This is a genomic window from Ilumatobacter sp. (assembly GCF_039969435.1).
In the GTDB taxonomy this organism is placed as follows: Bacteria; Actinomycetota; Acidimicrobiia; order Acidimicrobiales; family Ilumatobacteraceae; genus Ilumatobacter_A.
Map to the genome: position 1 here is coordinate 350,983 of NZ_JBDVNU010000009.1, position 20,303 is coordinate 371,285.

The 20,303-nt window shown below is 69.0% G+C and carries 14 protein-coding genes; 8 read left to right on the forward strand and 6 right to left on the reverse strand.

Annotated features, from left to right (window positions below; translation table 11 throughout):
- The first annotated feature begins 15 nt into the window (after window positions 1-15).
- The gene (locus tag ABJK40_RS05755) at window positions 16-7,704 is read left to right on the forward strand and encodes a beta-ketoacyl synthase N-terminal-like domain-containing protein (RefSeq protein ID WP_348481986.1); all 7,689 of its coding nucleotides are present in this window, start codon (window positions 16-18) and stop codon (window positions 7,702-7,704) included.
- 56 nt (window positions 7,705-7,760) lie between these two features.
- Window positions 7,761-8,186: a PPOX class F420-dependent oxidoreductase gene (locus tag ABJK40_RS05760; protein WP_348481984.1), complete on the forward strand. Its 426-nt coding sequence runs from the start codon at window positions 7,761-7,763 to the stop codon at window positions 8,184-8,186.
- A gap of 60 nt (window positions 8,187-8,246) precedes the next feature.
- Here ABJK40_RS05760 and ABJK40_RS05765 read toward each other — a convergent pair whose 3' ends face one another.
- Window positions 8,247-8,882 (reverse strand): CGNR zinc finger domain-containing protein, encoded by a 636-nt coding sequence (locus tag ABJK40_RS05765; RefSeq protein ID WP_348481982.1) that lies wholly within the window; start codon window positions 8,880-8,882, stop codon window positions 8,247-8,249.
- Window positions 8,883-8,980: 98 nt separating this feature from the next.
- Between ABJK40_RS05765 and ABJK40_RS05770 the strand changes: the two genes are divergently transcribed.
- Window positions 8,981-9,676, forward strand: coding sequence for a hypothetical protein (locus tag ABJK40_RS05770; protein WP_348481980.1), 696 nt, complete (start codon window positions 8,981-8,983; stop codon window positions 9,674-9,676).
- A gap of 27 nt (window positions 9,677-9,703) precedes the next feature.
- On the opposite strand, the gene ABJK40_RS05775 is transcribed toward ABJK40_RS05770, so the two are convergent.
- Both ABJK40_RS05775 and ABJK40_RS05780 read right to left on the reverse strand, forming a co-directional pair.
- Entirely contained in the window at window positions 9,704-12,016 is a 2,313-nt protein-coding gene (locus tag ABJK40_RS05775) for an AI-2E family transporter (protein WP_348481978.1), read from the reverse strand.
- A 71-nt stretch (window positions 12,017-12,087) separates the two neighbouring features.
- Window positions 12,088-13,731 carry an alkaline phosphatase D family protein gene (locus ABJK40_RS05780; RefSeq protein WP_348481977.1) on the reverse strand — a complete coding sequence of 548 codons (1,644 nt, stop codon included), beginning with the start codon at window positions 13,729-13,731 and terminating at the stop codon, window positions 12,088-12,090.
- A 135-nt stretch (window positions 13,732-13,866) separates the two neighbouring features.
- On the opposite strand from ABJK40_RS05780, the gene ABJK40_RS05785 reads away from it, so the two are divergent.
- Window positions 13,867-15,285: a cytochrome P450 gene (locus tag ABJK40_RS05785; RefSeq protein ID WP_348481975.1), complete on the forward strand. Its 1,419-nt coding sequence runs from the start codon at window positions 13,867-13,869 to the stop codon at window positions 15,283-15,285.
- A gap of 41 nt (window positions 15,286-15,326) precedes the next feature.
- Here the strand turns inward: ABJK40_RS05785 and ABJK40_RS05790 are convergent, their stop codons facing one another.
- Window positions 15,327-16,952: a glycoside hydrolase family 13 protein gene (locus ABJK40_RS05790; RefSeq protein ID WP_348481973.1), complete on the reverse strand. Its 1,626-nt coding sequence runs from the start codon at window positions 16,950-16,952 to the stop codon at window positions 15,327-15,329.
- Between the two features lie 137 nt (window positions 16,953-17,089).
- Between ABJK40_RS05790 and ABJK40_RS05795 the strand changes: the two genes are divergently transcribed.
- Window positions 17,090-17,560, forward strand: coding sequence for an AraC family transcriptional regulator (locus tag ABJK40_RS05795; protein ID WP_348481971.1), 471 nt, complete (start codon window positions 17,090-17,092; stop codon window positions 17,558-17,560).
- Between the two features lie 52 nt (window positions 17,561-17,612).
- On the opposite strand, the gene ABJK40_RS05800 is transcribed toward ABJK40_RS05795, so the two are convergent.
- Window positions 17,613-18,020 (reverse strand): GFA family protein, encoded by a 408-nt coding sequence (locus ABJK40_RS05800; RefSeq protein ID WP_348481969.1) that lies wholly within the window; start codon window positions 18,018-18,020, stop codon window positions 17,613-17,615.
- 126 nt (window positions 18,021-18,146) lie between these two features.
- On the opposite strand from ABJK40_RS05800, the gene ABJK40_RS05805 reads away from it, so the two are divergent.
- Together ABJK40_RS05805 and ABJK40_RS05810 are read left to right on the forward strand one after the other, a co-directional pair.
- Window positions 18,147-18,623, forward strand: coding sequence for a VOC family protein (locus ABJK40_RS05805; protein ID WP_348481968.1), 477 nt, complete (start codon window positions 18,147-18,149; stop codon window positions 18,621-18,623).
- A gap of 57 nt (window positions 18,624-18,680) precedes the next feature.
- The gene (locus ABJK40_RS05810) at window positions 18,681-19,205 is read left to right on the forward strand and encodes a VOC family protein (protein WP_348481966.1); all 525 of its coding nucleotides are present in this window, start codon (window positions 18,681-18,683) and stop codon (window positions 19,203-19,205) included.
- A gap of 42 nt (window positions 19,206-19,247) precedes the next feature.
- Here ABJK40_RS05810 and ABJK40_RS05815 read toward each other — a convergent pair whose 3' ends face one another.
- A complete protein-coding gene (locus tag ABJK40_RS05815) occupies window positions 19,248-19,961 on the reverse strand; it encodes a YbaY family lipoprotein (protein ID WP_348510192.1) in 714 nt (237 codons plus the stop codon).
- Here ABJK40_RS05815 and ABJK40_RS05820 point away from each other — a divergent pair.
- Window positions 19,960-20,190: a hypothetical protein gene (locus ABJK40_RS05820; RefSeq protein ID WP_348510193.1), complete on the forward strand. Its 231-nt coding sequence runs from the start codon at window positions 19,960-19,962 to the stop codon at window positions 20,188-20,190. The genes ABJK40_RS05815 and ABJK40_RS05820 overlap by 2 nt on opposite strands.
- Window positions 20,191-20,303: the final 113 nt, after the last annotated feature.

Here is a 20,303-nt window from a genome sequence, read left to right on the forward strand (position 1 = left end):
CCCGTGATCTCGCCCGTGAGTTCGTTCGTACCGATCGCGATCGTCGGACGTGCCTGCGTGCTCCCGGGCGCGATGTCACCCGAGGAACTGTGGCGCGCCGTCGAGTCCGGGACCGACCTGATCACCACCGTGGACGAGGACCGATGGGGAGTCGACCGCGACGAGGTGATGTGCGATCCGAGTGGTGACGGTCGTGACCGAACGTGGTCCGATCGGGGCGGCTACGTGCGCGGCTTCGACGACGTCTTCGATCCCGACGGCTTCGCGATCCCCGCCGACGAGATCGCCGGGCTCGACCCGGTGGTCACCTGGACGCTGCACACGGCACGCGCGGCGCTGCGCGACGCCGGCCACGACCGGTCCGACGCCCGACGATTCGGCGCCGTGTTCGGCAACCTGTCGTTCCCGTCGGCGGGCATGGCGGCCTACGCCCAGGCGGTGTGGGCGCGCGACGCCGTGGACCGGGACATCGACGATCTCGCGCCGACCGACCCTCGGAACCGCTTCAACTCGGGCCTGCCCGCGCTGCTCCTCGAACGGGCGCTGCGGCTCGGCGTCGGCGCATTCGCCCTCGACGCCGCCTGCGCGAGCAGCCTGTACGCGATCAAACTGGCGTGCGACCGTCTGCACGACGGAGACGCCGACCTGATGCTGGCCGGTGCGGTCAACTGCGCCGACGACTTGTTCATCCACACCGGGTTCACGGCACTCCAGGCGCTGAGCCGGACCGGGCGGTCACGGCCGTTCAACAACCAGGCCGACGGTCTCGTCCCCGCAGAGGGCTGCGGCTTCCTCGCACTGCGCCGCCTCGACGATGCCGTGCGCGACGGCGACACCGTCCACGGCATCATCCGCGGCGTCGGTCTCTCGAACGACGGGCGCGGCAAGGGCATGCTCGTCCCGTCCTCGTCGGGTCAGGCGGTCGCGATGGCCCAGGCGCTCGGGCGGGCCGGACTCGACGCGACGGACATCTCGCTGCTCGAGTGTCACGCCACGGGGACGCCGGTCGGCGACCGCATCGAGATCGAGTCGTCGGCATCCGTGTACGGCGACTGCGCCGACCTCCCGATCGGATCGCTGAAGTCGAACACCGGGCACCTGATCACCGCGGCCGGCGTTGCCGGCGTGATCAAGGTGATCGAAGCGATGCGCCACGAGGTCCGGCCGCCGACGCTGCACGCGGACGACTCGCTCGACGTCATCACCGACTCTCCCTTCCGGATCCTGCACGCGCCCGAACCCTGGGACCGTGAGAACACGACGGACGGCGTGCTGCGCGCCGGAGTGTCCGCGTTCGGGTTCGGAGGCAACAACGCCCACCTCGTCCTCGAGGAACCGGGTACGGCCGCCACGCTCGTCGCCCGCGTCGACTCCGATCCCGACACGGATGCGCCGGCCGCATCGACGACGCCGATCGCGATCGTCGGGCTCGGCGTCACGGCGGCGTCGGCGGTCGGTCGCCACGCGTTCACCGAGGCGCTGCTCGCCGGGACGTCCTGCCTCGACGCCGACGGCAACGGGTCCATGCCCGACGTCGAACTCCCGCTCGCCGGCCTGAAGTTCCCACCCAACGACCTGCGTGCGGCGCTGGGTCAGCAACTGGCGATCCTGCGGGTCACGGACGAGGCACTCGCCGACTGCGGACCGATCCCCGCCGACCGGACCGGCGTCTACGTCGGGATGGGTACCGACCCCGACGCCGCGCGCTTCGGCGTGCGTTGGCGCATCACGCGTCTCGCCGAACAACTCGGCGAATCCGTCGAGTGGATCGACGCGGCTCTCGACGCCGTCGGCCCGGCGCTCGACTCGGCCGGCGTCCTCGGCACGATGCCGAACCTCGTCGCCAACCGGGTCAACAGCCAGTACGACATCAGCGGCCCGAGCTTCACGGTCAGTTCCGAGGAACGCAGCGGTGTCGATGCGCTGGAACTCGCGGTGCGGGCACTTCGCACGGGTGACCTCGACGTCGCGCTCGTCGGTGCCGCCGATCTGTCCTGCAACGCAGTGCACCTCGCGGCGCGCGAGATGCTCGACGTCGACAGCACCGCCGCTCCGGGTGACGCCGCGGTGATGCTGATCCTGAAGCGACTCGACGACGCCGTGAGCGACGGCGACACGATCCATGCACTCGTGACGACCGGTCCGACGGCAGACGGCGGCGAGCACCAGGAACCGCGACCGCGTGGCGATCTGCACCTCGTGGCCGGGTGCGACGACAGCGAGATCACGAAACTGTTCGGTCATGCGCACACGGCGTCGGGACTGCTCCACGTCGCAGCCGCCGCGGTGTCACTGCGACATCGTGTGGCACCGGGCGGCGACCCGATCCTTGCGTCGAACCCCGCATCGGGTTCCACCCTCCCGTCCGGAGCGGGGCCGCGCACCGCGACCGTCGACGTCGTGGCGATGACGGAAGCTCCGGGGGTGTGGCAGGGGTCTGACCCACTCCACACCCGATGTTCGGTCTCCCTGGCCGAGGCCACCGACCATCCGGCACCGAGTCGCATTCCCGCGCCACGCCTCCACGTGTTCGCCGGGGCCGACTCGGCGGCCGTGCTCGCCGACCTCGCGGCCGGCGTGGAGTCGACCGACGGCGCCGCGCGTCTGGTGATCGTCGCCGACGACGAGGCGCAGTTCGAGTCGCGTGCGGAGCGCGCACGGTTGCACATCGCAGCGGGCAAGCCGGCGGGAACGGGTGTCCACTTCCGGTCGGAGCCACTCGTCGGCGAGATGGCCTTCGTCTTCACCGCCGGCGGAGCGGCCTACAACGGGATGGGCCGACAGTTGCTGGCCGCTCTCCCCGAGATCACCACTCCCAACTCGACCCAGTTCCCGCTGCGCGACGTGGCCGGGTGGGTGTTCGATCCGGAACACGCACCGAACCCGACCGACTTCCTGTGGGGTACGGCGCTGATCAGCCAGGCACACGTGCAGGTGTCACGCGGGATCCTCGGACTCCGGCCGCAGGCGTCGATCGGGTACTCGTCGGGCGAGACGAACAGCCTGTTCGCCTTCGGCGCCTGGACCGACATGGACGCGATGCGCGCCGAGATCGAGGCCAGCGGCATGTTGGAGCAAGAGATCGGCGTCGAGTTCACCGCCGTGGCGCGGGCGTGGGGTGTCGAGTCGGCCGACTGGTCGCTGTGGAACGTGCTCGCACCGCTCGATGAGGTGCGCGCAGCGATCGCCGACGAGGAACGGGTCCATCTCACCATCATCAACACCGCACGCGACGTCGTCATCGGCGGTGATTCGACGGCCTGCGATCGCGTCGTCGACGCAATCGGACGCCAGCGATGCCGACCGGTCGACTACAACCTGGCCTGCCACGTCCCCGAGGTCGCCGCTGCGTTCCACCAGCAGTGGGTCGACGTCCACACGCGAGCGGTCACGCCGGTCGACGGCGTCCGGTTCTACTCGAACGGTGCGGGTGGCGCGTACGAGATCGGCCGGGAGCGCTGTGCCGAGGTGATCACCCGACAGGCCGAGAACACGGTCGACTTCCCCACGACCATCCGGGCTGCGCACGCGGACGGCGTGCGCATCTTCGTCGAGCACGGCCCGTCGGGGGCGTGCACGAACTTCATCCGGCAGATCCTCGACGGCCACGACATCGTCGCCGTCCACCTGGACCGACGCGACCACGACATCGAGCAGGTCTTCGAGGTCGCTGCGGCCCTCGTGGCCGCGGGGGTCGACGTCGATCACTCCGCGCTCACCGCACGACTCGACCGACGCGACCCAGTGCCGCCCGCGTCCGACGGTCCGACGCTGTCGTTCCCCGCCCACTCCGCGTGGATGCCGCTCACGCGCACCGAGTCCGAGGCCGAGTCCTTGGTCGGCGCGTCGACGTCCGCTGCGACTCCACGTCCGACGTTCCAGCAGATGCCGCCCGCCCCGGCGCTCCCGTCGGTGTTCATGGACGCGGTCGAGCGCCCGCCGACACCCTTCACTGCGTCGAACTCGACTGCACGGCGCGCGACGTCGGATCCATCGCCGTCGACCGACCCGCAACGAACCCCTGCGGACCCGCCACCGGCGACAGCACCGCTCCCGCCCCGATCGCGACACGACCACGCCGAGGCACCCCCCGCCGGGTCGTCGCCTGCGGACGACTCGCCCGCGACCCAGGCCGCTGCGATCGTGCAGAGCCAGATGGCCTCGGTCGCTGCGTTGCACCAGCGGTTCCTCGACCAGCAGTCGACCGTGCACCAGCACTTCCTGGCACAGCGCGCCGTGGCACTCGGTGCGCTCGCCGACATCCCGCACACCTCCGATGCGGTCGCGTCGCCTGCGTCGCCGCCGAGAACCCCGGAGCCCGCTCCGTCGGCTCCCGTGGACCCGCTCCCCGTGAACCCGTTGCCGGTGGACGCGCTCGACGCCGACGGGCCGCACCGACCCGAGGTCGTCCCGACCTCCGGTCGCGCCACGCCCACAGGGCCCACCTGGGACAAGAGGGAGCTGGAGATCCACTCGTCGGGGCGGATCTCGGAGTTGTTCGGGCCGATGTTCGAGCCCCAGGACCAGTACACGATCCAGTGCCGGATGCCCGAACCGCCACTGCTGCTCGCCGACCGGGTGACCGGCCTCGTCGCGGAGGCGGGTGTGCTCGGCACCGGCACGATCTGGACCGAGACCGATGTCGTGGCCGACGCATGGTTCCTCCACGACGGATACATGCCCGCGGGGTTCATGATCGAAGCGGGGCAGGCCGACCTGATGCTGATCAGCTACATGGGGATCGACCTCGTCACGCGCGGCGAGCGCTCCTACCGCCTGCTCGGATGCACGCTCACCTACCACGGCGACCTCCCCTCACCGGGAGAGACGCTCGAGTACGAGATCCGCATCACCGGGCACGCACGGCACGGCGACATCCGTCTGTTCTTCTTCGAGTACGACTGCACCGTCGACGGCGAACCGCGCCTGACGGTTCGCGACGCTCAGGCCGGGTTCTTCACGGCCGCCGAACTCGACGACGCGCTCGGACTCGTGTGGACGCCCGAGGCGGGACGACGGGCGCTCGAACCGGATGCTCGCGTCGATCCTCCCGTCGTCGTCTGCACCAAGACGTCGTTCGACCGCTCGGACGTCGTCGCCTTCAGTGAAGGCCGGACGCTCGAGTGCTTCGGGCCCGGGTTCGAGTGGGCGGAGACCCACACACGGTCCCCGCGGATCCAGGCCGGCGATCAACTGTTCATCGACGAGGTCACCGAGTTCGACCCGACCGGCGGGCCGTGGGGGCGCGGCTTCATGCGCTGCGAGTCCGATGTGGCCGACGACGCCTGGTTCTTCGACGGCCACTTCAAGAACGACCCGTGCATGCCCGGCAACTTCATGGTCGAAGCGTGCATCGAGGCGATGTCGATCTACCTGGCAGCGCTCGGTCACACCCTGCGCGCCGACGGCTGGCGCTTCCAGCCGCTGCCCGATCAGCCGTTCGAACTGAAGTGCCGCGGCGAGATCAACCCGCAGACGAGCCGAGTCGCCTACGAGTTGCACGTCGAGGAGATCCACTCGGGCCCGCACCCGACGATCATCTGCGACGTCGTCGGATTCGTCGACGGCGCCGCTGCGTTCCACGCCCATCGCATCGGCGTCGAACTGGTGCCCGGGTGGCCCTTGTCGACGATGCCGGAGCTGTACGCGGGGTTCGAGGAGCCGGTCGCCGTCGCGACCGGGCCCGACGGGCTCCCCTTCGACCGCAAGGCGATCCTGTCCACGGCATGGGGCAAGCCGTCGGACGCCTTCGGCACGATGTACGAGGTGTTCGACGGCACCCGGCGATCACCCCGACTGCCCGGCGAGCCCTATCTCTTCATCAGTCGGATCACCGAGATCGTCGGCGACCTCGACGTGTGCGAAGCGGGCATGGAGATCGTGTGCGAGTACGACATCCCCCACGACGCGTGGTACTTCGACGAGAACGGCGCCGAGACGATGCCGTACGCCGTGCTGCTCGAAGCGGCTCTCCAGCCCTGCGGTTGGGTCGCGTCCGCCGTGGGTTCTGCGTCCGCGATGCCCACCGACGTGTTGTTCCGCAACCTCGACGGCACCGGCACCCTGGTCGGCGAACTCACCCGCACCGCCGGCACGTTGACCACCCGGGTGAAACTGACGAGCGTCTCGCAGGCCGGAGGAATGGTCATCGAGGGGTTCGACGTCGAGTGCTCACTCGGTGATCGGGTCGTGTACACGATGACCACGGTCTTCGGCTTCTTCCCACCCGCCGCCTTCGAGGACCAGGCCGGACTCCCGATCGCCGAATCGGACCGCGCGTCGATCGATCTCGTCGGCGGCGACACGATCGACCTCACCGGGCGCACGGGCGCCGCCTTCGCCGGGACCGCTCGTCTCGCCGGGGACCAGCTGCTGATGATCGATCGCGTGACCCGGATCCCCGGTGCCGGACGCAACGGTCTCGGCGTCGTGCGTGGCGAGAAGGACGTCGACGTCTCCGAGTGGTTCTTCAAGGCGCACTTCTTCCAGGACCCGGTGCAACCCGGCTCTCTGGGTGTCGAGGCCCTGCTCCAACTCCTGCAGTTCCACATGATCGACTCGGGGATGGCCGACGGCATCGAGGATGCCCGCTTCGAGCCGATCCTGCTCGACGCACCGATGACCTGGAAGTACCGCGGTCAGGTGACTCCGCTGAACACGCTCATCACGTCGACGATGGAGATCACCGAGACCGGCGTCGACGAGTCGGGTCCGTTCGTGGTCGGATCCGGTTCCCTGTGGTGCGACGGACTGCGGATCTACGAGGTGTCGAACATGGGGATGCGGATCGTCTCGGGTGCACCCGGCGCCGATTCCACGCCGGCACCCGACGAGCCGACGACCCGGTCGGGTCTCCCGTCGCCCGTCGGCTCGGCGAGCACGACGGAGACCACCGACGCCTCGCCGACCATCTCGGTCGTCACGGTGACGCGTGCGAGTCACCCACAGCTGGCGGACCACGCGGTCGACGGCACGCCGGTCGTGCCCGTGGCCTTCGCCGTCGAGTGGTTCGCCCGGGCGGCGGCCGAACACCGCCCCGACCTCCGCCTGGTCGAACTCAGCGACGTCCGGGTCCTGAAGGGGCTGCTGCTCGACGACTACTTCGACGACGGATCACTCGAGGTGGAGATCACCGCACGCACGACCGACTCGTCACCGACATCGACGACACTCGCACTCGATCTGGTCGACGCCGGCACGAAGCGTCCCCACTATCGGTGCACCGCGCTGCTCACGACGGACGCTCCGGCACGTCCGGTCGTCGATGGTCCCGGCGACGTCACGGGCGGCGAGGCCTGGTCGGGCGTCGTGTACGACGGCGAGGTGCTGTTCCACGGGAGCGCATTCCAGGTGATCCGGTCCGTCGATCACGTGTCGCCCGGCGGTCTCTCGGCAGCACTCGTCGGCGTCGGTGGGCTCGCGTGGCCACCGGCGGCGTGGACATCGGACCCGGCGCTGCTCGACGGTGGGCTCCAACTCGCGCTCAGGTGGACCCACCATCTGCTCGGTGCGCGGTCGCTGCCCACCGGCATCGAACGGATCCGGCACCTCGACCCACCGGCTCACGGACGCCACGTCGCCGTGCTCACGGGTCGACGGTCGACACCGAACATGGTCGTGTGCGACGTGGCCATCACCGGACCCGACGGGCGACTCACCACCGTGCTCGAAGGCATCCAGACCCACGTCATCGGCGCCGTCTGACCCCACGCTCGCCGCTCCCACCGCTGCGGGACGCCGTGCTCCTGCGAGACTGGGTCATGGCTTCGCTCTCTGACGATCGGGTTCGCGAGTTCCTCTCCACCGGCACGAGAACCGGGAAGGTCGCGTGGGTCGCATCGAACGGTGCACCCCACGTCGCGCCGATCTGGTTCGTCCTCGACGGCGAGGACCTCGTGTTCAACACCGGCTCCAGCACCGGGAAGGGCCGATCGTTCGCTCGCGAGGGTCGTGCGTCGCTCGTCGTCGACCACGAGGTCCCTCCGTACTCGTTCGTCAAGGTCGACGGGACCATCTCACTGTCGGACGACCTCGACGAGGTCCGACGCTTCGCGACGCTGATCGGAGGCCGCTACATGGGGGCCGACCGGGCCGAGGAGTTCGGCGAACGCAACGGCGTTCCCGGCGAACTCCTCGTCCGCCTCCACCCGACCAAGGTCACCGCCGCCTTCGACCTCGCCGACTGAGTCACCCCCGCACACTCCGCTCCGACCTCCGCGACCTCCGACGGGACAGCGCTGCCCCGATCAGTCGTGGCGGGGTTCGACGTCGCCCGCCGGGTTCGTTGCCGACGATCGGCGCCGCGCACGATGCTGGCGCACCTTGGACCGCCCTCCGCAGGCGGACATCGAACACCACTGGGCCGATCGATTCTTGCTGTGGTCGTAGACGACCCATTGACACGCACGACATGCCTTGACGCGAACCCACCCCGAGCCCGCGTCGTCGGAGGTCACGGCGAGCACGAGCGAGCCGATGAAGCGCTGGACGGGAGCGTCGGAGGGGTCGACCACGATCCGAAGCGCACGGTCGTCGGTCGCGACGACGAATCGAACGTCATCCGCGAGGTCCCTCACCTCCGTCATGGCGGGGAGATCGGATCGGCGTTCGCGATGCGCGATCGCACCCCTACGAAACGCCTCGCGAACGGCGATGCAACGCCGGAGTTCGGACGGCGAGGCGACGAACGGCTCGTGCCCCTGCTCCGCGAGCCACTCTGCGAAGTCACTCGCATCGCCGAGGCGGTCCGCGCCCGACTCGAGATTCGTCGTGTTGCAGAACCGTCGGAGCATCTCGAGCCGTGCGGGTGCGACGCGATCGGGCGGCCAGTCGCAGGTCGGAAGCGACCGACCGAACCGATCGACAGGATGCGCCGACGACATGAAACCATCATACACTTGACAACGGTTACAGCGCCGACGATCATTCGTGCATCGCAGGAATCCCCGACGTTCCACCCAGTCGACACGAGGACCGATCCATGGACATGTTGCCGGGCGACGTGAACGCCGACGTGGTCGCATCCCGAACCCGGCGCTCCCGTCGCCGTCTCTCGCTGACGGCTCTCGCCGCCATCGTGGCCCTGTCCACCGCTGCGTGCGGTGCGACCGACGACGGCGCGACCTCCGGCGCGGCCGTCGATGCCGACACCCCGATCGAGCTCCGCGACCAGGTCGGACCGCACGTCGACGCCCCGGAACGATCCATGTCGATGACCGTCGACGCCGTCGACACGGTGGGGAACGACGTCCTCGTCCGCCTGCGCGTCGCGAACAGTGACGACGACTACCTCGACATGGGCGTCCAGGACACGATCTACGGTCCCCTGCTCGTGATGCGCGACGACCGGGGCAACCTGTACGAGTCCCTCGCGGTCGAGCCCGCAGGCGTCCCGGGCCGACGCATCGCCGACCTCAGCTTCCGACTGGCCGGACCGATCGACCCGGACGCCACGTCGTTCACGCTCGAACTCGCCACCCAGCGCGGGCCGCTGACGTCGCCGACGGCAGCGCTTCCGCTGCACGACGGGATCCGCTGGCGGATCGACGTTCCTTCGACAGCGGTGCCCGGAGCGACCGACGCCGACCCGGATCCATCCGGTCCCGTCTTCGCCTCGGCGCCTCGACTTCCCGACCTCGTCCACTTCTGGCTCGAAACCGAACCGCTCCCGGAGTGACCGCCGCAGCCAGCCGCCGCGGAGCGGTCAGGGCAGGACCCGACGAGCGCGGATCGGTTTCGAGCCCGACCTGATCGCGGGGAAGTCCTCGCGTCGGGATTCGAGGTACAGGGCTCGGGCGACGCCTGCGATCGGAATGGCGAGTGCCGCGCCGATCAGCCCGGCGAGAGTTCCGCCGGCGAGTGCCGCACCCAACGCCGCCAACGCGCCGATGTCGACGGCATTGCCCACGATCGTCGGTTGGATCGCATTGTTCTCGATGACCTGGTAGACGACGAAGATCGACAGGCACGCCACCCCGCGCAGTGGACTCTCCAACAGCGCCAACAGCAGCAGCGGCGCCCACCCGATGACTGCGCCGATCTGAGGGACGAAGTTCCAACTGAACGCCCACACGGCGAGCAGGGCGACGAGCGGGACACCGAACGCGAGTCCGAGGAGCAGGACGATCCCGCCGTTCATCGCAGCCACCACGGCGGCGCCGGCCACGTACCCGCCGAGCGCGACCTTGCCCGCCCGGGCCAACCGAGTCGTCTGCCGGGTGATCGACGCCGGAACTCGTCGGTCGACCGCCGCCACGAGTCGCGGCCCGTCGAGCAGACAGGTGAGGGCCGCCAGAACGACCCAGAACGCACCGACCACTCCGCCTCCGAGCAGGCCGAGAGCCTGCCCGGCCGCGGGCGACCGGGTGATCAGGTCGGGCAGATCCTGCTCCAACCGGTCGATCTCGGCCTCGATGTCGGCGTCTGCCAAGGAGTCACCGACGATGGGCAGCGAGGTCAAGGTGTCGACGAGTTCGGAGACGCCCTGATCCATCGGCTGGGCGTCGTCCACGGAGTCGCCCGAGGTGGCGGTCACCGCGAGCCCGGCGATCGCACACGCCGCGACGACGGCCGACACGATCACCACGACCGGGCGACCGACGTGGAGCCGCCTCTGGGCCCACGACACCGGACGATCGAGGCCGATGGCGATCAGCGCGCCGACCACGGCCCACACCAGGATCGGCCCGATCCGGGTGATCGCGAGCTGCACGACGAACGCAGCGATGACGAGGGCCGTGATCTGCAAGGCGGTTCGTCGTGACAACGTGAGGACGAGCGAACCGCGACCCCCGTCGCGTGGTTCGGCGGATGGCGTCGGGCGATCGGCCAGTTCCTCCAGGACGACCGACGACAGCGGCACCGTTGCGAGCACGTCGACCGGGGGAGCATCTCCCGGGTCCTCTCCGCCGTCCTCGGCATCGTCGCGCTCGGAGAAGCGAGGATGGCCGATGACCGTCACCACGGCCACCGCAGCGAACATCGTCGCCGTGGCACCCGGGATCCCGGCTGCGGTGACACCGCAGGCGATGCTCATCGCGATGATGAACGATCCGGGCTGCACGGGCGCCGTGACCACCCGCGCTCTCAGCACGTTCACCGCGATCACACCGGCCGCCGCGATCGTTCCGACGACGAGCGCGGTCCTCTCCGACGTGTCGATGACCGCGAGCACCACGATCGGCGCCCAGCCGACGACGGTTCCGAGCAGGGGCACGACGGACAACAACGCCGCCCAGAATCCGATCAGGACGATGGCCGGGAGTCCGAACGACGCAGCGAGCGCCGACGCACCCAGGCCACTCACGGTTGCAACGAGCAGATTGCGTCGCAGGTACGACGCTGCGGCCATCGTTCCCGTCGACCACATCGCTCGCCGATGCTGCCGACGCCGACGATCCCGCGTCGTCCCGATCGCCCAGTCGACGATCGAGCCTCCCTGCAGCGTGAAGAACACGCCGAGCACGATCACGATCGTGAGTTCCGACACGCGGGTCGCGATTCCCGTGGCATCGCCGTCCCCGACGATCGCATCGGTTCCCCACGTCGCTGCGGCGTCCCCGAGTCGTTCGTCGAGGTCGCTCCGTCGGAGGATGTCGCTCGACTCCCCGTCGGCGGCGTCGATCTGCTCCTGGGCGAACTCGGACAGTGCGTCGGACTCCGATCGGATCTGTTGCAGCACCAGCCCGGTCCCGCCGGCGAGCAGGAAGAACAGGGAGACGAAGATCAGGATCGTCGCGGCGGTCCGCCCGACGAGGCGCTGGAGCGATGCGATCGCCGGTGCCAGCACGGCCGACACGACGGCGGCGAGCATCGCCAGCGCGACCAGTTGCTGCGTCCGGTCGATCGCCCGGAGGAGCAGGATCGTCCCGACGACGATCAGGCCCAGCACGATCAACGACGGAAGGGGGATCTCGACGTGGCGGACGCGCTCGGCCTCCTGCGCCACCTGCGCCACTGCGGAGTCGTCCTGAGGTGGTGATGCATCCGGACGCGGATTCGGCTCGGACTCGTTCATCCGTTCATCTGTCCTCGCTCGTGTGTCATCGACGTGGCCGCCGGCGCAGCGAGCGTAGTGGCACGCGCCGGTCAGAGCGTCAGACGACCCACTTCGTTCAGGTCCGGTTCGTCGCCGTCGCTGCTGGTCGACTGCTCGAACGCGACCTCGATCCGATCGCTCTCGTAGATCACCTCGCACATGTTGTTGGCGAAGAACGGCCCGGCCACGACGTCGATGACCGGGCGCGTGTCGCCGCCACGAGCCAGACGGCGCAGCATGCTGCCGACTCGTGCGCCCGATCGGGTCAACGAGAACCTCATCGCGCCCCGCTCGTGCGGGATCAGCGCGTTGCGAATCGGCGAACTGACGATCTGCCACACGTCCGGTCCGTCGGAATCGAACGAGGCGACCCGGGCGGCGTAGCTGAAGTGGATGTCCCCGGACGCGACCACGATCGAGCGCGGCGGGTCGGGTCGGGCCCGCAGGTCGTCGATCAGTGTCCGGAACATCGCGAAGGACTCGGGGAAGGCCGGCCAGTCCTCGAGGTCGAGAGCACGCCGGACGCGTTCGCCGATTCGCCGTCCGGGTCGTCCCCACGATCCGGCGCACAGCCGCTGGCTCCACACGTGCAGGTCGTGGATGCCGTCGGCCAGGAACACCGGGAGCGACGTGACGAACAGGACGTGCCCGTCGGCCTCCATCGCTGCAGACCGGATGTCCTCCCACTCGCTGCGCTGCACCATCAGGCGCTCCTCGTCGGTGAGCACCCGCCCGTTCCGACAGTCGACGACGACCACGGTCACGTTCCCGACCCGGCGCGAGTAGCTGAACTGACATCCGCCTTCCGTGCCGGCGGCCTCGAAGCACTCGACGGCCCACGCCCGGAGGACGCCCGTCGGGTCATCGGACGCAACCAGCCGGTCGAGCATCCCGTCCTCACGGATCCGATCCGGCGACAGGTTCCCGAGGTGCTGGTGGACCCAGTACGACATCATGCCGTTGACGGCCCGCTCGCGCCACGTCTCCTCGTCGCGCATGTCGGCGATCCAGGACGCCGAGATGTTCCAGTCGTCGATCATGTCGTGATCGTCGAAGATCATCGCCGACGGCACCGTCGACAACAGCCAGCGCTCGGGCGGCGCGGACCACGCTTCGGAGTACAGCCAGCAGTACTCGTCGTAGTCGTGGACCTTCGACGAATCGAGGTCGACGCTCTCGGCGCGCCGCTCCTCGATCCGTTCGCGAGCCTGCGGAGACGAGTCGTCGGCGTAGATCTGATCCCCGGCGAACACGACCAGCGACGGCCACTCCGACGGTGGCTCGGACTTCATTCGCTCCGCGTGCGCCCACAGCGTGTCGACGCCGCGGCCCTCGGAGTTCATCGCCAGATCGAGCGTGTACGGCGGCTCGTGAGGTGCAGCCGCTCGGCACGAACCGATGAGCAACCGCGGGGTCGTCTCACTGCCGGAGGTCTGGATGACACTCGGCGGATCGTGGCGCCCGGCGAGCGGCCACTCCTGCACGCCGTCGACGTGGACCTCGTACGGCGTGATCGAATCGGGCACGAGTCCCTCGACGATCACCAACGCATAGTGGTGCCCGGAGACCTCGAACGTGTCGGCGCCGTGGCCGAGGACCTCGACCCGACCCGGTCGCGCGGTCTCCACCCACACGGTGGCCGATGTCTCACCCACCCACCGCAGGAGCGGACCGAGCACCAACTGCTGTTTCACGTCGCCTCGATCATGGACATGTCGTTCTATCGCCGAGCACGGGCGGTTGCGGAACCGATCGCCGTCGGCCCCGCCAGCGGGCCGCCGACGTCGATCTGATACATCTGGCTGTCGTCCGGGCCAGAGGTTCATCACATGTCGTCATCCCAGCACGTCAACCACGAACTCAGCGCGATGCGGTGCCCCGTCGCGCTCGAGGACGTCGACCTGTTCGGCGACGGCGCCCAGGAGCACTGGTACGAGGCGTACGAGATCCTCCACCGCGAGGCACCCGTCCTGCGCATCCACGGAGGGGGTGTCACGCCCGGTACGGACGCGTTCGTCCTGACGAAGCACGCCGACGTATCGCAGGTGATCCGCGATCCGGAACGCTTCCCGAGCCTGACGACGGAGCGGCTCGGCCGGTTCGTCGAGCAGGGTCTGTCGGCGGAGGACACCTACGAGGCTCATCGCAATCTGATGACAGCATCGATGGTGTCGTTGCGACCCACGCAGGAGCTGTACAACCGGCATCGGCGTGAGCTCACCGATCCGTGGGTCGGGCCCGGCGCACTGCGTCACCGGGCCATGATCACGAGACACGCGAACGACCTGCTCGACGAATGGATCGACGACACCGACGCAGCCTCAGCGACCGGTGCGGACGACACCGATCTCGCCGCACCCGGGGTCGTCGAGTTCATCGGTCGGTTCGCACGCCCGCTGCCGCAACGGGTCATGGCCGACATCCTCGGCTTCCCCCAGGAGGACATTCCTCGGCTGGCGGCGTGGGGTGATGCGGTGGTCGCACCGTTCGTCCACGGCACGGGGCTCAAGCACGAACTCACCGCCGAGCAGACGAGCGACATGCTCGCCCGTCTCGACGGGTTCCAGGAGTACGTCTACGACCACGTCACCGCGAAGCGAGCCGACCCGCAGGACGACATGGTCAGCTTCCTCTGCGACGTCCACTACGACGCGCTGGATCGCCGGCTCACCGACCTCGAGATCGCCGGGATCGTTCACGCGATGGTCATCGGCGGGCTCGAGACCACGCAGTACGCCCTGGAGGAGCAGGCGCAACTGCTGTGCGAGCATCCGGGCCTGTTCGAACGGCTGCGCACGGATCGTTCGAAGCTGCGCAACTTCGTCGAGGAGGCGATGCGGATGCGTTCGCCGACCCACGGCCTGTCGACGCGCATCACCGCCCACGACGAGACGTTCCAGGGAGTCCGCGTGCCGTCCGGATCTCTCCTGCACCTCCGCTTCGGTGCGGCCAACGTCGACCCCGACGAGTTCGACTGCCCGTTCGATCTCGACGTCGACCGAGCCGGAGTGTCGCGCCACGTGACCTTCTCCGCCGGCCCGCGTGTCTGCCCGGGTGCGACGTTGTCACGCATCGAGCAACAGATCGCCTGGGGTGTCCTGCTCGACCGACTCGACACGATCGGGTACGGCGACGACAACGACTGGCTCCACCAACCCGGCATCATGCTCGGCACGCTGAAGCTGAACCTGCGATTCAGGAGGTCGGACACGCCACTCTCGTTCGGCACAGGTCGCGCCACGGACTGAGATCGACGTGCGGCGTCGACTCGTCGCTCGACGTGCCGGGATCAGTGGTCGGCGAGCCAGACCGCGGCGTCGGCCGGGAGTTCCCCGTCGTCGAGCGGCGCGGACGCCAGCAGCACGACGCCCTCGGGGATCGCGATCGGCACCGCTCCCATGTTGACGACGCAACGTGCACCGTTCCCACGCTCGAACGCCAGCACGTCGGCGCCCAGGTCGATCATGGTGATGTCGAAGTCGGCGGTGAAGTGCTCGCGGCGGATCCTCAGCGCGCTGCGGTAGAGGTTCAGGGTCGAGCCGTCGTCGTCGTGCTGGACCGCTGCGGCGAGCGCGGCGTATCCGACGGGTTGGGGCAGCCAGCCCTCGGCGTCGCCGAAGCCGAGCGAGGGGCCGGTCGCCTCCCACGGAATCGGAACCCGGCAGCCGTCGCGGCCCTTGCGGCGATGGCCGGAGTCCGTCCAGACCGGATCGTCGAGCACGTCGGTCGACAGGTCCCACGCCTCGGGAAGGCCCAACTCCTCACCCTGGTACACGTAGGCCGACCCAGGGAGTGCGAGCGTCAACAGCGCCGCGGCCCGGGCACGACGGTGACCTTGCTCGGCATCGAGCAGGTGGTGGGGACCGTCCAGGAGCCAGGCGGCCGAGTCGGTTCCACCCGGGAGGCCGTAGCGGGTGGCGTGGCGGACGACGTCGTGGTTCGACAGCACCCAGGTCGGGTTCGACCCGACGTCGCGGGCTGCGGTCGTCGACTGCTCGATGATCCCGCCGAACTGCTCGGCGTCCCAGTCGGCCGAGAGGAACTCGAAGTCGAACGCCTGGTGGTACTCGTCGGGTCGCAGGTAGAGCGGGCGTCGATCCGCTCGGACCCACGCCTCTGCCACCATCATCCGGTCGTCGTACTCGTCGAGGACACGTCGCCAGCTGCGGATGATCGGGTGGATCTCGTCACGGTCCCAGAACGGATGGCCCTCGGTCCAACGCGGCCCGTCGCGCTGGTCGCGGTCACCGACGTCCTCGTAGTCGGGGTGCTTGGCGAGCGCGTGGGCCACGTCGACCCGGAACCCGGCGACGCCACGGTCGAGCCAGAATCGCAGGATGCTCTCGAACTCGGCGCGGACCTCGGGGTGCTCCCAGTTCAGGTCGGGCTGCGTGCTGTCGAAGAGATGCAGGTACCACTCCCCGTCGGGACAACGTTCCCAGGCGCGACCCCCGAAGACCGACGTCCAGTCGCTGGGTGGGAGTTCGCCGTCGTCGCCCCGGCCCGGGAGGAAGTGGTAACGCTCCCGCTCGGGTGAACCGGGTCCGGCGGCCAGCGCCGCCTGGAACCACGCGTGCTCGGAGGAGGTGTGATTCGGGACGAGGTCGACGATCACCCGGATGCCGTGACCGCCCGCCTCGTCGACGAACGCCTGGGCATCGTCGATCGACCCGAACCGTTCGTCGATGTTGCGGTAGTCGGCCACGTCGTAGCCACCGTCGTTCAGCGGAGAGCGATACCAGGGGTTGACCCAGATCGCGTCGATGCCGAGCTCCGCGAGGTACGGGAGTCGGGCCCGCATCCCGGCGATGTCGCCGGTTCCGTCACCGTTCCCGTCGGCGAACGACCGCGGGTAGATCTGGTACACGACGGCGTTGCGCCACCAGTCCGTTCCCGTCGTGGTGTGGTCGCTCATCGGCCTTCGCTCCATCTCATCTCCGCAAGGTAGGTCGTACGACGTGTGTGATCAGGATCCGTCCGCTCCGTGATCGAGCCGAGCGGGAGGGCCGAGCCGCGCCCGGGAGCGATGCACGGCGCGCGTAGCGTGATGCCGTGGGCACACCCGACAGCGGCCACGAGCCTTCCGCAGCAGAGCCCCGGTTGCGGGTACCCGGCGACGTCCTGGTCCATCTCCGCCATGCCCGCGACCACATCGACCGTCACTTCAGCGAGTCCATCGATCTCGATCGACTGTCCTCGGTCGCCGGTGTGTCCAAGTTCCACTTCCACCGCCTCTTCACGGCGACCTACGGGGTCACCCCCGCCACGCACCTGACCCATCGGCGCATCGAGCGGGCCCAGGACCTGTTGCGTGCAACGAACCTGACCGTCACCGAGGTGTGCTTCGCCGTCGGCTACTCGAGCCTCGGTTCGTTCGGCACCCGGTTCAAGGACCTCGTCGGCGAGACACCGGGCGCGTTCCAACGTCGCTACGCGACGGGTGCGCCGAGGATCCCCGGCTGCTTCGTGTTCATGTGGGGCCTCGCAGAGCGACGAACCGACCCACCGGCGTCACCGTCCTGACGTCGCGGGAGGGACGACGGCTCGCACCGACTCCCGCTCGCGCACCGCACCGTCACTCGCGGTCGAGCGACACGTCCATTCCGGGCAGGTCGACCCACGGCTGCTTGCGCTCACACCACGCCTCGACGGTCGGACGGACACCGGACGTGTCGTCGAGCGTCCCCGCCTTCACCGCGATGATGCCCGCCGACTCGACGAGGTCGGACACGATCGGCGAGCCACACGAACCGCAGAAGCGCCGACGGACGTACACCGTGTCACCGCCGTCGTCGCCCGTGTCCCCGTACGTGGTGAGCTCACCGGTGACCGCCAGTTGCGACTCGTGTGCGACGAGATTGACCGAGAACGCGCCGCCGCTCTGACGTTGGCAGTGGTCGCAGTGGCACACCGCCGTGGCGATCACGTCGCCCGTCAACTCGTACGACACGACACCACACAGACAACGACCGGTCAGGCTCATCTCCGCAACGTAGATCGCCGGGACTGCCGGATCAGGATCGGCCGACACCGGCCCGCACGCACCCACATCGCGACCTTCGCAAGCGAGGAGAAGCCCCCCGACGCCGATCTCCCTATGGTCGACCCGGTGATCAACAACATCTCCCTCACCACCGTCTGGGTCAAGGACATCGAGTCGTCCAAGGCCTTCTACATCGACGTGCTCGGCTTCGAGGAGCGCGACGACGTGCAGCTCGGCGACGACTTCCGCTGGTGCACCGTCGGGCACCCGTCGCAACCGGAACTGCACGTGCACCTCACCACGCCGGGCCCACCGCAGTCACCGGAGTTCTCGGCGTCGATCGAACGGGCGCTCGACGAAGGCGGGACGTTCGCGATCGGACTCGACGTCGACGACTGCACGGCGACCGTCGCCGACCTCGAGGCCAAGGGCGTCGTCGTGATCCAGCAACCGGAGGAACGGCCCTACGGCGTCGAAGCGCTGATCCGCGACAACACCGGCAACTGGCTCGTCCTGGTGGAACAGCGCGAATGGACGCCCGAGCAGATGAGCGACTTCGTCGGCGACGACCCCTCCGTACTGAGCCCGATGGCCACGGACTGAGCGATCACCCGCATCGACCGCGAACCGCGCCCTCGTCGCCCGAACTACGTTGACGACGTGGAGTCGAAGCAGCCGAAGTTCAGGATCGGGCGTCTCGACCACGTGCACATCCGTGTCCCCGATCGCGACGCCGCCGCCCGGTGGTACTCGCAGCACCTCGGCTTCGAGCCGGTCGACGAGTACGACTTCTGGGCGACCGCGGTCGACGGCGGCCCACTCCAGATCTCCGCCGATGGTGGCAACACGATGCTGGCGCTGTTCGAGACATCCGACGGCCACCCGATGGTTCCCCAGAGCAACGGGGTCGCGTTCAGCGTGGATGCAGACACCTTCATCGCGTTCGTCCGCTCACTGCCCGGCGAGATCGACCACACGAGCGGTGGCCCGCTGAGGCCGGACCACATCGTCGACTTCGACCTGTGCTGGGCGATCGACCTCGTCGATCCGTGGGGGAACCAGTACGAGATCAACTGCTCCGCGTACGAACAGATCCGGGCAGAGCTGATCGAGGCCGATGCCATCGAGGCCGTCCGGTACTGGCCGCCCGACCTCCGCCGGACGTACCTCGACTCGCGTCCGTGACGACGTTCGGCCGACCGACGGGGTCGCGCGACGGCGGTCCGCTCAGCGCCGGGCGGTGAGGACGGCACCGTCGGTGGACGTGACCACGAGGGTCGTTCCGTCTCCGACGATCTCGATGTTCTTGACGTTGTTCACGATGTCGAGGAAGGCCGTCTCCTGCGCTCCGACGTCGCCCGAGCAGGCGATCAGCGTCATGACGATCTCGGAGTCGATCGAGGCGGTGCCGTCCTCGGAGCTGTACGTCGTCCCCCAGGAGTTGCAGCCCGTGGTCCCTCCGAGGTTCCCCTCGGTGTCGAAGACCATCGTGGCCGGCGCGTCGTCGAGCACCGGCGTCCCACCGATGTCGACCACGTTCCACTCACCGACGAACGACGACGGATCGGGCGCGGTGTCGTCCGTGCCGGGTGGGGTGTCCTGCGAGCCCGTGACCTGGACCAGCACGATCGCCCCGAGGTCGATCTCGGTCCGGGTGGGGTCGATCGGGTTGACGGTGTCGGTGGTCCACTGCAGGTCACCCTCGGGTCCGGTGATCGTGGCGCGCACCGAGTACACACCTCTCGGGTCGAGACCGGTCGCGTCGAACTCCAGGTCGAACGGGATCGGCACCTGCCGATCCTCGAGCTCGATCTCGACCTCGGCGATCACGGGGGCGGCGACGTCCTGCAGCGAGACATCGCTCACGGTGACCGTCGCCGTTCCCCCGGGGATCAGTGCGATGCGCTGGCGGTAGGTGAGTTCACCCGAGATGGTCGTCATGGTCTGGTCCTCTGCCGGTGTGGTCGGGGTCGAGTCGCCGGTCGTCGAGTCGGGTTCCCCCGGCGACGACGGGGCGGGGGACGACGGGGCCGCCGACGACGAGTCGTCCGAGGCTCCGCAACCGACGCCGAGCATGGCGACGACCGTCATGACTGCGAGTGAGGTCTTCTTCCGCTTCATCCCCATCAGACGTCGGCCGACGATCGGGAGTTCCCACGAACGGGCGTGACACCCGGCACCGAAAAACCTGGAGTACCCCCAGAGTACGTGGGTCCATGTGGAGATCAGCGAGGCGATCGGCGAGGCCGCCGACCGCTGTGCGCAGATCGATCTCGACGCCGT

Coding starts and splice junctions, on each gene's coding strand:
- ABJK40_RS05775 (WP_348481978.1), bottom strand. CDS start 12,016: ATGAACGAGTCCGAGCCGAATCCGCGTCCGGATGCATCACCACCTCAG.
- ABJK40_RS05785 (WP_348481975.1), top strand. CDS start 13,867: ATGTCGTCATCCCAGCACGTCAACCACGAACTCAGCGCGATGCGGTGC.
- ABJK40_RS05790 (WP_348481973.1), bottom strand. CDS start 16,952: ATGAGCGACCACACCACGACGGGAACGGACTGGTGGCGCAACGCCGTC.
- ABJK40_RS05815 (WP_348510192.1), bottom strand. CDS start 19,961: ATGACGACCATCTCGGGTGAACTCACCTACCGCCAGCGCATCGCACTG.
- ABJK40_RS05765 (WP_348481982.1), bottom strand. CDS start 8,882: ATGTCGTCGGCGCATCCTGTCGATCGGTTCGGTCGGTCGCTTCCGACC.
- ABJK40_RS05770 (WP_348481980.1), top strand. CDS start 8,981: ATGGACATGTTGCCGGGCGACGTGAACGCCGACGTGGTCGCATCCCGA.
- ABJK40_RS05800 (WP_348481969.1), bottom strand. CDS start 18,020: ATGAGCCTGACCGGTCGTTGTCTGTGTGGTGTCGTGTCGTACGAGTTG.
- ABJK40_RS05820 (WP_348510193.1), top strand. CDS start 19,960: ATGGTCTGGTCCTCTGCCGGTGTGGTCGGGGTCGAGTCGCCGGTCGTC.
- ABJK40_RS05760 (WP_348481984.1), top strand. CDS start 7,761: ATGGCTTCGCTCTCTGACGATCGGGTTCGCGAGTTCCTCTCCACCGGC.